Source organism: Actinomadura opuntiae, assembly GCF_030283205.1.
Classification (GTDB): Bacteria; Actinomycetota; Actinomycetes; order Streptosporangiales; family Streptosporangiaceae; genus Spirillospora.
This window is the reverse complement of sequence record NZ_JASNWF010000003.1, coordinates 40373-54100: the sequence shown is the minus strand read 5'-3', so window position 1 is coordinate 54100 and position 13728 is coordinate 40373. Positions and strand designations below refer to the sequence as shown.

Annotated in this window: 13 protein-coding genes; 9 read left to right on the top strand and 4 right to left on the bottom strand. The window is 73.6% G+C overall.

Going from position 1 to position 13728, the window contains the following annotated elements; translation table 11 throughout:
- Window positions 1-70 precede the first annotated feature (70 nt).
- Window positions 71-1174: a M20 family metallopeptidase gene (locus tag QP089_RS06535; protein WP_285910420.1), complete on the bottom strand. Its 1104-nt coding sequence runs from the start codon at window positions 1172-1174 to the stop codon at window positions 71-73.
- 45 nt (window positions 1175-1219) lie between these two features.
- Window positions 1220-2239: a LacI family DNA-binding transcriptional regulator gene (locus tag QP089_RS06530; protein WP_285910418.1), complete on the bottom strand. Its 1020-nt coding sequence runs from the start codon at window positions 2237-2239 to the stop codon at window positions 1220-1222.
- 143 nt (window positions 2240-2382) lie between these two features.
- Between QP089_RS06530 and QP089_RS06525 the strand changes: the two genes are divergently transcribed.
- The 9 genes from QP089_RS06525 (at window position 2383) to QP089_RS06485 (ending at window position 11635) form a co-directional block, all read left to right on the top strand.
- Window positions 2383-3258: a BtpA/SgcQ family protein gene (locus QP089_RS06525; RefSeq protein WP_285910417.1), complete on the top strand. Its 876-nt coding sequence runs from the start codon at window positions 2383-2385 to the stop codon at window positions 3256-3258.
- Window positions 3255-4244 carry a carbohydrate kinase family protein gene (locus QP089_RS06520; RefSeq protein WP_285910415.1) on the top strand — a complete coding sequence of 330 codons (990 nt, stop codon included), beginning with the start codon at window positions 3255-3257 and terminating at the stop codon, window positions 4242-4244. Before QP089_RS06525 ends, QP089_RS06520 begins: the two co-directional genes overlap by 4 nt.
- Window positions 4241-5257 carry a substrate-binding domain-containing protein gene (locus tag QP089_RS06515; protein WP_285910414.1) on the top strand — a complete coding sequence of 339 codons (1017 nt, stop codon included), beginning with the start codon at window positions 4241-4243 and terminating at the stop codon, window positions 5255-5257. The genes QP089_RS06520 and QP089_RS06515 overlap by 4 nt, the downstream gene beginning before the upstream one ends.
- 2 nt (window positions 5258-5259) lie before the next feature.
- Window positions 5260-6015, top strand: a complete 756-nt coding sequence (locus QP089_RS06510; protein ID WP_285910413.1) for an ATP-binding cassette domain-containing protein — start codon at window positions 5260-5262, stop codon at window positions 6013-6015.
- Window positions 6015-7031 carry an ABC transporter permease gene (locus QP089_RS06505; protein ID WP_285910412.1) on the top strand — a complete coding sequence of 339 codons (1017 nt, stop codon included), beginning with the start codon at window positions 6015-6017 and terminating at the stop codon, window positions 7029-7031. Before QP089_RS06510 ends, QP089_RS06505 begins: the two co-directional genes overlap by 1 nt.
- Window positions 7028-8092: a phosphotriesterase family protein gene (locus tag QP089_RS06500; RefSeq protein ID WP_285910411.1), complete on the top strand. Its 1065-nt coding sequence runs from the start codon at window positions 7028-7030 to the stop codon at window positions 8090-8092. Before QP089_RS06505 ends, QP089_RS06500 begins: the two co-directional genes overlap by 4 nt.
- Window positions 8093-8142: 50 nt before the next feature.
- Window positions 8143-8889 carry a glutamine amidotransferase gene (locus QP089_RS06495; protein ID WP_285910409.1) on the top strand — a complete coding sequence of 249 codons (747 nt, stop codon included), beginning with the start codon at window positions 8143-8145 and terminating at the stop codon, window positions 8887-8889.
- 50 nt (window positions 8890-8939) lie between these two features.
- Window positions 8940-9512 carry a TenA family protein gene (locus QP089_RS06490; RefSeq protein ID WP_285910408.1) on the top strand — a complete coding sequence of 191 codons (573 nt, stop codon included), beginning with the start codon at window positions 8940-8942 and terminating at the stop codon, window positions 9510-9512.
- Window positions 9513-9907: 395 nt separating this feature from the next.
- On the top strand, window positions 9908-11635 hold the full coding sequence (locus QP089_RS06485; protein WP_285910406.1) for an ABC transporter ATP-binding protein: 1728 nt from the start codon (window positions 9908-9910) through the stop codon (window positions 11633-11635).
- Here QP089_RS06485 and QP089_RS06480 read toward each other — a convergent pair.
- Both QP089_RS06480 and QP089_RS06475 read right to left on the bottom strand, forming a co-directional pair.
- Window positions 11574-12983, bottom strand: a complete 1410-nt coding sequence (locus QP089_RS06480; RefSeq protein ID WP_285910405.1) for a HAMP domain-containing sensor histidine kinase — start codon at window positions 12981-12983, stop codon at window positions 11574-11576. The genes QP089_RS06485 and QP089_RS06480 overlap by 62 nt on opposite strands.
- Complete coding sequence (locus QP089_RS06475; RefSeq protein ID WP_285910404.1) at window positions 12980-13708, bottom strand: response regulator transcription factor; 729 nt, start codon at window positions 13706-13708, stop codon at window positions 12980-12982. The genes QP089_RS06480 and QP089_RS06475 overlap by 4 nt, the downstream gene beginning before the upstream one ends.
- Window positions 13709-13728 lie beyond the last annotated feature (20 nt).

Genomic DNA, 13728 nt, shown 5'->3' with positions numbered 1-13728 from the left:
AGGACGTCCCGGCGATCACTCCGATCGCCGGGACGTCGTCATGCGTGCGGGCTCCGTCGCCCAGTCCGCGTCACGCCGCGAAGCGCGGGCGGGCGGCCAGCAGGCGGTAGAGCGCCTCGGACGCGGCGTCGATCCGCGCGACCGAGCACGTCTCGTCCGTCACGTGCGCCTGCTCGGGGTCGCCGGGCCCGTAGATCACCACGTGCGGCCCGCCGAGCAGGCCCGCCAGCACCGACGCGTCGGTGAAGTACGTCGCGTACTCGGGCGGGGCCCCGGAGGAGCCGGGAGCGAGCAGGTCCAGGACCTCCGGCACGCCGGGCGCGGCGGGGTCGGTGGCCACGCCGGGCAGGTCCACGAGCCGTTCGATCTCGACCTCCTCGCCGCACAGCCCGGAGATCACCGCGACCGCCTCGTCCGCGCCGAAGCCGGGGACGGTGCGGACGTCCAGCCGCATCTCGGCGCGGTCGGGCACCAGGTTCGGTTGCACGCCGGCGTGGAAGGTGCCCACGTTGACCGTCGCGGGCCCGTGCGTGGGGCTCACCGGCCAGCCGGCGTGCGCGTGGATGCGGGTCGCCGCGCCTGCGAGCGCGGCGAGGGCGTTGCGGCCGAGTTCGGGCCGGGATCCGTGCGCGGACACGCCCCGCGCCGTGGCCTTCAACCAGAGCGTGCCCTTGTGGCCGAGGACCGTCCGGTTCCCCGTCGGCTCGGCGACGACCAGCAGGTCCGTGGCGGCGAGCGCGGCCGGGTCGAGCGCCGCAGCCCCGTCGCAGCCGGTCTCCTCCCCGAACGTGAACACCAGCTGAGGTCCGGGCAGGCCGTCTCGGACGGCCCGTACGGCCGCCTCGATCTGGCAGGCGACGCCCGTCTTCATGTCGCTGCTGCCGCGCCCGAGCAGCCGCCCGTCGCGGACGTCTCCGCACAGCGGGTCGAACGACCAGCCGGACGGATCGGCGGGCACCGTGTCCAGATGCCCGGTGAAGGTGACCGGGACGCGCGGTGCCGCGGGCCCGTGCCGGGCCACGACGTTCGCCCGCCCCTCGGCCGGCTCGTCCACGCGGACGTCGAAGCCGGCGGCGTCGAGCACGCCGGCGACCAGGTCGGCGGCCGCGCGCTCACCGCCGCCCCGGGTGTCGATCCGCACCAGCCGCCGCGCGAGATCGAGCGCCTCGCCCATCTGCTGACCTCCTCTTCCCGGGCCCGGCCGGCGGCCGGGGAAGTCTCAGGCCCGTGCCTGCGTGCTGTCCCTGACCACCAGGGTCGGGACGAGCGCGATGTGCGCGGACGGCCCGCGGTCCGCCTCGTTCTCGCCCGCGGCGGCCGCCAGCAGCCGCACGGCCTCGGTGGCGATCCGGTCGCGCGGCTGGTCGACGGTGGTCAGCGCGGGCTCGCTGAGCCGCGAGAACTCGATGTTGTCGTACCCGGTGACCTGGACCCGGCCGGGGACGTCCACGCCGTGCGCCCGGCACGCCCGGGTCACGCCGAGCGCGATCAGGTCGTCGGCGCACACGATGGCGTCGGGCAGGTCGCCGGCGGCGATCAGCCGCGCGGCGGCGGTCTCGCCCCATTCCACGCTGTAGTCGCCGAGCAGGATCTGGTCGGGGTCCACGGCGATGCCGAGGTCCTCGGCGCGGCGGCGGAACCCGGCGAAGCGCTGCTCGGTCGAGGAGTTGGTCAGCAGCGAGCCGGCGAACGCAGCCGATCGCGCCCCGCCCGCATGCAGGTGGTCCATGACCTGGCGCATCGCGGCGACGTCGTCGACGCCCACCCAGTCGGTGCTGGTGCCGCCGACGAACCGGTCGAGCTGGACGAGCGGGAGCCGGCCCGCGGTCTCCTGGACGGCGGCGCCGCTCAGCGTGCCGTGGCTCGGGCTGACGATGATGCCGTCGACGCTGCGGGCGACGAGGGTCGCGAGCCGCCGCGCCTCCACTTCGGGGTCGGAGCGCGCGTCGCAGAGCAGCAGCTCCTTGCCCTCGCGGCCGAGGGCGTGCTCGACGCTCTCCACCAGCGAGGTGAAGAACGGGTTGGAGATGCTCGGCACGACCATGCCGACGGTGTCGGTGCGGCTGTTGCGCAGCGCGCGGGCGATGGAGTTGACCTGGTATCCGAGCTCGTCGGCGGCCTTCCTGACCCTGCGCTGGACCCCGGCCGACACGGGCCCGCGGCCCGACAGCACGCGCGACACCGTGGCGGTGGACACCCCGGCCCGCTCGGCGACCTGAGCGATCGTGACCCGCTGCAATCGTTTACCTCTCCAGCTTGGCGGCAGCCCGGATGCTGGGCAGTTCGATAACGGCTGACCCGATCATAGCCCCTTGACGGTTTGCGCATCGCCTATCTACGGTGCAGGGCAACGCGACTGCAATCGATTACACAGGAGGCGACATGGTGAGGGCGACCGGGAGCGAGCGGGCGCTGGGCGTGTTCCCGCCGAAGCCGAACGCCGTCGAGGAGCTGTTCGGCACCCCGAAGGTCGTCATCGGCGTCGTGCACCTGCCGCCGCTGCCGGGCAGCCCGCACTACGAGGGCGTCCCGCTCGACGAGATCTGCGCGTTCGCGATCGAGGAGGCGCGGGCCTACCTGGAGGGCGGCTGCCACGGCCTGATCGTCGAGAACCACTGGGACATCCCGTTCCTGAAGCCGGGCGAGCACGGCTACGAGACCGCCGCCGCCATGGCCGTGGTGACCGACCGGGTCCGGCACGCCACCGGCGGGCGGCTCGGCGTCAGCGTCCTGTCCAACGCGGCGGAGTGCTCGATCGCCTCGGCCTGGTCGGGCGGCGCCGGGTTCGTGCGGGTCAACCAGTGGGCCAACGCCTACGTCGCCAACGAGGGGATCATCGAGGGCCAGTCCGCGCACGCCGCCCGGTACCGCAGCCGGATCGGCGCCGGCCCCGTCAAGGTCTTCGCGGACGTGCACGTCAAGCACGGCGCGCACGCGATCGTCGCGGACCGGACCCTCGCCGAGCAGACCGAGGACGCCGAGTTCTTCGGCGCCGACGTGCTGATCGCGACCGGCTCGCGGACCGGCGACGCGGCGGCCCTGGACGAGGTCGAGGGCATCGCCGCGCACACCACGCTGCCGGTCGTGATCGGCTCGGGGATCACCGCGGGGAACGTCGGGCGGCTGCTGCCGGCCTGCGACGGCGTGATCGTCGCGTCGTCGGTCAAGGACAACGGCCGCTGGTGGGGCCGGGTCGACGGCGCCAAGGTGCGCGAGCTGACCGCCGCCGCGGCGAAGGCGGGCGTGGTCCTCCCATGATCGTGTTCTGCGGCTACGCCAACGTCGACCTCACGGTCGCCGTCCCCGTCCTGCCGGGGCCGGCCGCCCGCGTCCAGGCCACCGCGGTGCGCCGCGGCGAGGGCGGGATGGGGGCGAACGCGGCGGTGGCGGCCGCGCGGATGGGCGCCGACGCGCGCTTCGCGGGCGTCGTCGGGCCGGACGAGGCGAGCACCGCGTTCCTCGGCGCGCTCGCCGCCGACGGCGTCGGCACCGGGTGGACGGCCCGGACCGGCGTCCTCACCACGGCCGTCGTCCTGCTGACCCCCGACGGGGAACGTTCCATCATCAGCCAGGACGACCAGGTCACCACCGAGCATGTCGCCGCCGTGGCCGCGCAGGCCCGCGCGGCGGGCGCGGACTGGCTCTACCTCGACGGCTACCGCTTCCCCGCCGCGGCCGGCGTGCTCGGCGAAGGACGGCCAGGGGTCGTGGTCGACCTCGACGGCTGCGACGGCGCCGAGGCGGCGCGGGCCGCGCTCGCCGCCGCCGACCACGCGATCGTCGGCCGCGCGCAGGCCGCCATGTTCCTCGGCGGCGACTCCGCGCTGGCGGTGGCCGCTACCGAACATCGGGTAAACCTGGTGGTCACGGACGGGTCCCGGGGCTGGACGCTGTTCACGCCGGACGGCTCCCGGCACGCCGGCGCGGCGATCGAGGTGACCGCCGTGGACGCCACCGGCGCCGGGGACTGCTTCGCCGGCTCCTACTGCGCGGAGCTGGACCGGGGCGCCGGCCCGCTGGAGGCGGCGCGGGTCGCCGCGGTCGCCGCGGGCCTGTCGTGCACCCGGCCCGGCGCGCGCGCCGGGCTGCCGCATCGCGAGGCCGTCCTCGCCTATATCGACTCCGCCGGAGCGGACCCCGCCCAGGCGAACACAGCTCGAGCCCGCACGGCCCACAAGGAAACAGCCGGATCCGGTCCGGAAGCGCCCTCCGCGCTCGCGCGGCGCCTGGGAGAGGAGACATGATGCGACGCACGGTGTCGGCCGCGGTCGCGCTCGGCCTGCTGCTGACGGCGACGACCGCCTGCGACGTGCAGGCCCGCAAGGAGATCGCGGCCGAGAAGAAGGCCACCGAGCAGGGCCCGCCGCCGCCCAAGAGGATCGCGCAGTCCTGCAAGGTGCAGGGGCACGCCCCGAAGATCGGGCTCGTCCCGATCAACCTCCAGGCGCTGTTCTTCAACCAGATCAACACGGGCGCGAAGACCGTCGCGGCCAAGGCGGGCGCGCAGGTCCAGGTCGTCAACGGCAATGACGACTCCGGCACGCAGGCCAACGCCATCGACGACATGGTCGCCGGCCACTACGACGCGATCATCGTGGACGCGGTGGACACCGAGGGCATCAAGCCCGCGGTCCGGCGCGCCCAGGCGGCCGGCATCCCGGTCGTCGCGGTGGACGCCACCGTCGACGACCCGGCGGTGTCCACGCAGGTCGGCACCGCCAACGCCGAGGGCGGAAAGCAGCTCGCCGACGCGCTGCTGAAGATCTCCGGCGGCAGGGGCGACATCGGGGTGGTCGGCGCGCTGAACAGCACGATCCAGAACGAGCGGCAGAAGGGCTTCACCGACGAGGTCACCAGCCACGGCATGAAGATCAAGAACGTCGTGGACGGCCGCAACATCCAGGAGAACGCGCAGACCGCCGCGGAGAACCTGCTGACCGGCAGCCCGGACCTGCCCTACGCCTACGCGACCGGCGAGCCCGCGCTGATCGGCCTGGCCGCCGCCGTGGTCAGCCAGCAGCGCACCAAGGACCTCCAGGTCGTCGGCTGGGACCTGTCCAGCCAGGCGGTGGACGGCCTGAAGGCCGGCTGGATCAAGGGCGTCGTCCAGCAGAACACCTTCCAGTTCGGCTACGACGCGATGAACGCGGCGATCGACCTGGCGTGCAAGCGGTCCGCGCCGAAGGACGTGCCGGTCCCGACCCAGATCGTCACCCCCGCCAACGTCGGGGACTACCTGTACTACCTGGAGAAGTGATCATGGGCGATCGACCGCTGGTCACGCTGAAGGGCATCACCAAGTCGTTCGGCGCGGTGCAGTCGCTGCGCGGCGTCGACCTGACCCTGGCGCCCGGCGAGGTCCTCGGCCTCGTCGGCGACAACGGCGCCGGAAAGTCCACCCTGATGAAGGTGCTGGCCGGTGCGGTCCAGCACGACGCCGGGCAGATCGCGATCGACGGCAGGGAGGTGCGGTTCGCCAGCCCGGCGGACGCGCGCCGCGAGCGGATCGGCATCGTCTACCAGGACCTCGCGCTCTGCGACACCCTCGACGTCGCGAGCAACCTGTTCCTCGGCCGCGAACCGCGCAAAGGGCCGTTCATCGACCGGCGCGCCATGCACGAGAGGGCCGCCGAGACGCTGTCGGACCTGCACGTCCGGGTCAAGTCCACCTACCAGGAGATCGGGCACCTGTCCGGCGGGCAGCGGCAGGCCGTGGCGATCGCCCGGGCCGTGTCGTTCAAGCCGCGGGTGCTGATCCTGGACGAGCCGACCGCCGCGCTCGCGGTCGCCGAGGTCCGCCAGGTGCTCGCCATGATCAAGGACGTGGCGGCGCAGGACGTCGGGGTCATCCTGATCACCCACCGGCTGCAGGACCTGTTCGAGGTCTGCGACCGCATCACCGTCATGTACGAGGGGCGCAGCGTCGAGGACGAGCCGGTGTCCGCGCTGGACATCGAGCGGCTCGTCGCCATGATCACCCGTTCCGGCACCGAGCACACCGAGGAGGTGGCCTGATGAGCGTGCAGGCCCCGCCCGCCCCGACCGTCCTGGCGAAGACCCCGAGCCGCTGGGAGCGCGCCAACAAGGCGACGCTGGCGATGCTCGGCGTCACCGTCGCGCTGTTCGCCGGCTTCGGCATCGCCGCCGACAACTTCCTCAGCTTCGACAACATGTCGAACCTCGCCACCCAGGTGGCGATCACGCTGATCGTCGCGGTCGCGATGACGTTCGTGATCACGACGGGGCAGATCGACCTGTCGGTGGGCTCCACGGTCGCGTTCGTCGCGGTCGGCACGGCGGAGATGCTGAAGGCCGGCTGGGACTCCTCGATCGTGATCGTCGCGGCGCTCGCGGCCGGCCTGTTCTGGGGCGCGGTGAACGGCTGGCTGGCCGCCTACCAGAAGATCCCGCCGTTCATCGTCACGCTGGCGACGATGTCGGTGATCCGCGGGCTCGCGCAGCTGTGGACCAAGGGGTTCTCGGTGCCGATCGACCGGCGGCTGTACGTCGCCAAGATCGGCGAGGCGAAGTTCCTCGGCTTCTCCGCGCTGGCCTGGATCGCGCTGGCCGCCGTGGTGATCGGCGGGATCCTGCTGGCCCGGACGCGGTTCGGCAACTACGTCAACGGCATCGGCTCGCAGGAGGAGTCGGTGCGCCGCGCGGGCGTCAACACCGCCCGGATCAAGATGGTCACCTTGATGCTGGCCGGGCTCGCGGCGGGCGTGGCCGGGCTGCTCACCGCGGCGCGGCTCGGCTCCGGCTCGGCCAACTCCGGGCAGGGCTTCGAGCTGACCGTGATCGCCGCGGTGGTGCTCGGCGGCACCGACCTGTTCGGCGGCCGCGGCACCATGATCGGCAGCATCATCGGCGCGGTGATCACCGGCGTGATCGCCAACGGGCTGACGCTGCTCGGGGTGAGCCCGTTCCTCACCCCGATCGTCACCGGGCTGGTACTGCTCGCCGCGATCTGGCTGAACCTGCGCGGCCGCTCGATCTCCGAGCTGGGCGCCCGGCTGCTGGGGCGGACATGACGGTGCCGGAGACCCGGCCGGGCGCGGTGCCCGTGATGACGGTGGCCGGGCCCGTCCCCAGCGACGGGCTCGGGCTCACCCTGACCCACGAGCACCTGCGCAACGACGTCCGCAAGGCGGTGAAACCGGCCACCGACCCGGCCCTGGCGTTCCTGCGCGACGCCCGGACGACGCCCGGTCTGGCCTGGCTGCTGCGCGAGCGCCCTTACGACTGCCTGGACCACTGCACGCTCGACGACGACGCGGCGATGCTGTCGGACCTGCGCGCGTTCGCCGCGACGGGCGGCGGCACGGTCGTGGACGTCACGCCCGGCGGCCTCGGCCGCGACCCGGTGGCGCTGCGCTCGTTCGCCGAGCGCAGCGGCCTGCGGATCGTCATGGGCTCCGGCTGGTACCTGGAGCAGTACCATCCGGCGCACCTGGCGGAGGCGGGTGAGGAGCGGATGGCGGCCGAGCTGGTCGCCGAGTTCGCGAACGGCGCGGACGGCACCGGCGTCCGGCCCGGCGTGATCGGCGAGATCGGGGTGTCGCCCGATTTCACTTCGGCCGAGCACGTCGCGCTGCGCGCCGCCGCCCGCGCGCAACGCGAGACCGGCGTCCCGCTGTACGTCCACCTGCCGGGCTGGCAGCGCCGCGCCCACGAGGTGCTCGACATCGTGCTGGACGGGTACGGCGTGCCGCCGGGCGCGGTGGTGCTGTGCCACATGGACCCGTCCGGCGGCGACCCCGGCTACCAGCTGTCGGTCGCCGACCGGGGCGTGTGGCTGGAGTTCGACATGATCGGCATGCCGTTCCTGTATCCGGGCGAGGGGCAGTCGCCCGCACCGGACGAGACGGCCCGCGCGGTCGCCGGGCTGATCGCGCGCGGGCACGGCGGGCGGCTGCTGCTCAGCCATGACGTGTTCCTCAAGAGCATGCTCACCACCTACGGGGGCAACGGCTTCCAGTACGTGCCGGTGCTGTTCGCGCGGCGGCTCGCCGCGCTCGGCGTCGCGCCGGAGACCGTCGACGGCCTGCTGCGCGGCAATCCCGCCCGGCTGTTCGAGTCCGCCGCGGCCTGACCGGCCGCCGGCGTCCCCCGCGTTTTCCCATCCAAAAGAGAGGATCGATAGTGAGCCGCGTCCTGATCGCCGGCGAGAGCTGGGTCTCCCAGTCCACCCACATCAAGGGGGTGGACTCCTTCACCACCAGCTCGTACGTGACCGGTGTCGAGCCGCTGCGCCGGGCCCTGGAGAGCCGGGGCCACGAGGTCGAGCACATGCCCGCCCACCTGGTGCCGGCCGAGTTCCCCGGGGACGCGGACGCGCTCGGACGCTACGACGTGGTCGTGCTGTCCGACATCGGCGCGAACTCCATCCAGCTCGCCCCGCAGGTCTTCGAGCAGGCCATCCCCGGTGCGGACCGGCTCGGCGCGCTGCGCGCCTGGGTCGCGGACGGCGGCGGCCTGCTGATGGTCGGCGGATACCTCTCCTTCACCGGCTTCGAGGGCAAGGCCGCCTTCCGCAACACGGTGCTGCACGAGGCGCTGCCGGTCGAGCTGCTCCCCGAGGACGACCGCGTCGAACTGCCCGCGGGTGCGAACGCCGAGGTCACCGGCTCCGGCCACGCCGCGCTCGGCGGAGTGGAGGGCGAATGGCCCGCGCTGCTCGGCTACAACCGTGTCCGCGCGCGGCAGGGCGCCGACGTCCTCGCCACGCTGAACGGCGATCCGCTGGTCGCCGTTACCGAGTACGGGAAGGGGCGGTCGGCGGTGTTCACCTCCGACTGCTCCCCGCACTGGGCGCCCAAGCCGTTCTGCGAGGAATGGGACGGCTACGCCCGCGTGTTCGGTGGCCTGATCGAGTGGCTCGCGCAGTGACCCGTTCTCAGAGACTGCTCGACGCCTGTTCCGGAACGATGGACCGGGCCATGGCCATGCGCTTCATCCAGGAGGTCGCGGCGGGCGCCATCGGCGACCGGGAGTACGCCGACTACCTGGAGATCGAGGCGTCGTTCGTGGCGACGGCGGCCCGCCTGCACGGCCTCGCGGTGTGGGACGCGCCCGACTGGACGGCGATGGAGCGCAACGCGCGGGCCGTCCACGCGCTGACCACCGAGCAGGCGGACTACTTCCGCGCCGCCCGCGCCGCCTGGCCCGTCGAGGCGCGGCCGGGCGCCGCCGAGCGCGCCAGGATCCTGTCCGACTTCGCCCTGGCAGCGGCCCGCGAGGGCGGCTACGGGGCGGTGGCGACGGTCCTGTTCGCCGCCGAGAGCCTGTACCTCGCCTGGTGCACCCGCGCCCACGCGGGAGGCGGCACGCGGCCCGGCCCGATCGCCGACTGGGTCGCGCTGCACGCGACCGAGGCGTTCCGCGAGGGCGTGGACGCGCTGGCCCGCCAGGTCGACGCCCTGCCCGAGAGCATCCCGGACGACCTGCTGATCCGCTGGTTCGGCGCGATGCTGGAGGCGGAGATCGCCTTCCACGACGCCGTCTATGCCTGACGGCGCGACCAGGCCCCCGGCGCGCCGCGCCGGGGGCCTACGCATGCCGGAAATGGCGCTTAGCGTTCTCTTATCTTTCTCTTCGCCGCGATTCAGTGCAGTCTGCGAATGGTCATCGGCTCGGGCCGTAAGTTCATTTCTGCAAGGCCGCGAACGCGGCGAGGAGAAACCGAAGGGAAGCCGAGATGAGCTTCAAGAAGATCGCTCCCAAGCCCCGCAAGCGCCCGGTCAAGCCGGTCCCGCCGAAGAAGCACCGCCGCAAGCCCGCCCGCCGGCCGCACGCCAAGTAACGGGCGAACACACGAGCCGGGCGGAGCCGGCGGGGCAAAGAACGCGCCCTGCCGGCTCCCGTCCTTTTTCATGCGCGGGAACGCGCGGGAGCGAGGGGAGAGGACGTGGCCGGGACAACTCTTTCGGAGGCCGCGCCCGTCGTGTCGGTGCGCACGACGTTCCGGCATTTCTGGCCGCTCATGCGGGGGGACCGGCGGCTGCTGCTGCTCGGCGGCGTGCTCGCCGTCGCGGCGGCCGCCTGCGAGGTGGCGGCGATCCGGCTGTTCGGCGTCATCACCGACCGGGCGCTGGCCGCCCGCGACCTGGCCGCCTTCTGGACGCCGGCCGCCGAGTGGCTCGGCATCGCGGTGGTGGCCGCGCTGATGACGTTCGTCGGCGAGTACGTGACGACGCTGGCGGGGGAGCGGTTCCTGCTGCGGCTGCGCGACCGGGTGTTCGCGCACGTCCAGACGCTGTCGCCGGAGTTCTTCGACCGGGGGCGGCTCGGCGACCTGATGGCGCGGCTGACCGACGACGTCGAGGCGATCGAGGAACTGGTCGCCTCCGGGCTGGTCCGGATGGTGACGGCGGTCGTCAGCGCCGTGTTCTTCGTGGCCGCGGCGTTCGCCGTCCGGTGGGACCTGGCGCTGGTGGCGTGCGCGCTCGTCCCGGTCTTCCTGCTGGTGACGCGGGGGTTCTCCGGACGGTTCCGGGCGGCGGCCGGGCAGGAGCGGCTGAGCAACGGCGCGATGGTCGGCACCGTCGAGGAAAGCCTGTCGAACCAGCCGCTCGTCCAGGCCTACAACCGGCAGGAGATGCAGGCGCGGCGGCTGCACGCCGAGGGACGCACCTGGCTGGCGGCGAAGATGGCCGAGAGCCGGCTGTCCAGCCTGTACGGGCCGCTAGTCGAGGTCGTCGAGACGGTCTGCGTGCTGGTCGTGCTCGGCGCCGGCGCGTGGGAACTGCAGGAGCATCGGATCACGCTCGGCGGGCTGCTGTCCTTCGCCGCCTACCTCGGCTACCTGTACCCGAACGTGCAGAGCCTCGGGGAGCTCGCGCTCACCGCGTCTGAGGCGGCGGCGGGCGCCGACCGCGTCCAGGAGGTGCTGCGGACCCGGCCCGCCGTCGCCGAGCATCCGGCGGCGCGCACCCGGGTCGCGCGGCGCGGGCGGGTCGCCTTCGACCACGTCACGTTCCGCTATCCGGGCGCCGACCGTCCCGTCATCGAGGACCTGCACTTCAGAGCCGGGCCGGGCGAGCTGGTGCTGCTGGCCGGGCCGAGCGGCGCGGGGAAGTCGACGGTCACCAAGCTGCTGCTGCGCTTCTACGATCCCGACTCCGGCGGGATCCGGCTGGACGGGATCCCGCTGCGGGAGCTGTCGCTCGCCGCGCTCCGCGACACCGTCACCGTGCTGCAGCAGGAGACGCTGATGTTCTCCGGCACCGTCCGCGACAACATCGCCTACGGGAGGCCCGGCGCGACCGAGGCGGAGATCGTCGCCGCGGCGGTCGCCGCCGACGCCCACGACTTCATCACCGCGCTGCCGGACGGCTACGACACCGAGATCGGGCAGCGGGGACGGCTGCTGTCGGGCGGCCAGCGGCAGCGGATCGGGATCGCCCGCGCCATGGTGCGGGACGCGCCGGTCCTCGTGCTCGACGAGCCCACGACCGGCCTGGACGCGCGTACGGCCCGCAACGTCCTCGGCCCGCTGCGGCGACTGATGGCCGGCCGGACCACGATCCTCATCACCCACGACCTGCATCTGGCGCCGAAGGCGGACCGGATCGTCATGCTCCATCCGACCGGTTCGCGGACGCTTGCGGCGTCCCAGGAAGGCGCAGACGCATGAGCGCGCCGCCCTCGGGCCGGTTGCACGCCGACACCGTGCCGCCGTGCTGCTCGGCGGTGTGCCGGACGATCGCCAGCCCCAGCCCCGAGCCCGGCAGCGCGCGGGCTTCCGGCGCGCGGTAGAAGCGCTCGAAGACATAGGGGAGCGTCGTCTCGGGTATGCCCGGCCCCTCGTCGGCGACCAGCAGCTCCCCATCGCGCAGGACGATCCGGACGGTGCCGTCCGGCGGGCTGAACTTCACCGCGTTGTCCAGCAGGTTCGTGACCGCGCGGACGAGCGCCGGTTCCGAGCCGCGCACCAGCCACGGCTCCAGCCGCGTCTCGAACGTCGCCGCCGGCGCCCGCAGCCGGACCCGGTCCACCGCGAGCGGGACGACCCGGTCCAGCCGGACCTCGGTGCGCACCGCGGCCTGCTCGTCGTCGCGGGCCAGCTCGACCAGGTCGCCGACGAGGTTCGTCAGCTCCCGCAGCTGCGCCTTCACGTCGCCGAGGAGCGCGTCCATGCTGCCGTGCGGCAGCGTCCGCTCGGGATGGGCGCGCGACTGGATCAGCAGGTCGATGTTGGTGCGCAGGCTGGTCAGCGGGGTGCGCAGCTCGTGCCCGGCGTCGGCGACGAGCCGCCGCTGCCGCTCCCGGGACCGGTTCAGCGCGGCGAGCATCGCGTTGAAGCTCCCCGCCAGCCGGCTGATCTCGTCGTCGCCCGACACCCGGATCGGCTCGGTGTTCAAATCCTGGGTGCGGGCGATCGCCGCGACCGCGCGGGTCAGCCGCCGCACCGGCTGCAGCCCGGCGCCCGCCACCGCGATGCCCGCGCCCGCCGCCAGCACCGCCGCGCCCGCCCCCACCATGATCGTCATGTACTGGAAGCCGGTGACGGTCTCGTCGACCATCGTCAGCGACCGGCCCAGCACGATCACCGTCCCGTCCTGCGCCCGCACGGTGATGACCCGCATGTGCACGCCGCCCGACTCGCCGTCCGCCAGCACGAACGGAGGGCCGCCCGGCGCCGACACCCTCCGCACCGCGGCCTGGTCGACGGGCGGCGGCGTCCGGGTGCCCGGCGGCGAGACCGCGCGGCCGCCGCGGACCGTCGCGACGCTCATGTCCAGCGCCGCCAGCAGGTCGCCGTCGTGCCGGTCGCCGGGCCGGCCGTTGACGTTGTCGGCGAGCGTCTGCGCCTGCCCGATGAGGTTCTGGTCGATCTCGTTGCGCAGCCGCCCGGTGAACATGGTGAACGACACCACCGACGTCACGACGATCGCGGCGATCACCGTCCCGGCGGCCAGCAGCGCGACGCGCGTCCGCAGCGACAGCCCGCGCCGTCGCCGACCGCGCGGCCGCAGCCTCATACCGGGTCCTCCCGCAGCGCGTACCCGACGCCCCGCACCGTGTGGATCAGCCGCGGCCCGCCGTGCTCCTCGGTCTTGCGGCGCAGGTAGCCGATGTAGACGTGCAGCGAGTTCGACGACCGGCCGAAGTCGAACCCCCACACCTCCTCGTGGATCCGGGCCCGCTCCAGCACCCGCCGCGGCCGCCGCATCAGCAGCTCCAGCAGGTCGAACTCGGTGCGGGTCAGCTGCAGCGGCCGCCCGCCGCGCCGCACCTGCCGGGTGTCGACGTTCATCACCAGGTCCGCGAACCGCAGCACCTCGTCACCGCCCGGCTCCGCGCCGAACCCGCGCGAGCGGCGCAGCAGCGCGCGCAGCCGCGCCGTCAGCTCCTCCAGCTCGAACGGCTTGGCGATGTAGTCGTCGGCGCCCGCGTCGAGCCCGGCGATGCGGTCGTCCAGGCCGTCCCGCGCGGTCAGCAGCAGCACCGGCAGGTCGTCGCCGCGGCCGCGCAGCATCCGGCAGGTGCCGATCCCGTCCAGGTTCGGCATCATCCAGTCGAGCACGACCGCGTCCGGGGCCGCCCGGTCGATCGCCTCCAGCGTCTCCAGGCCGTCGGCCGCGAGCTCCACCTCGTAGCCGTTGAAGCGCAGCACCCGCTCCAGCGCCGCGCGCACCGCCGGATCGTCGTCGGCCACCAGGATCCTCGGCGCGCCCGCGCCCGCGCCCGCGTCCGCCTCCGCCATCTCCGCTCCCTCGCTCGGTC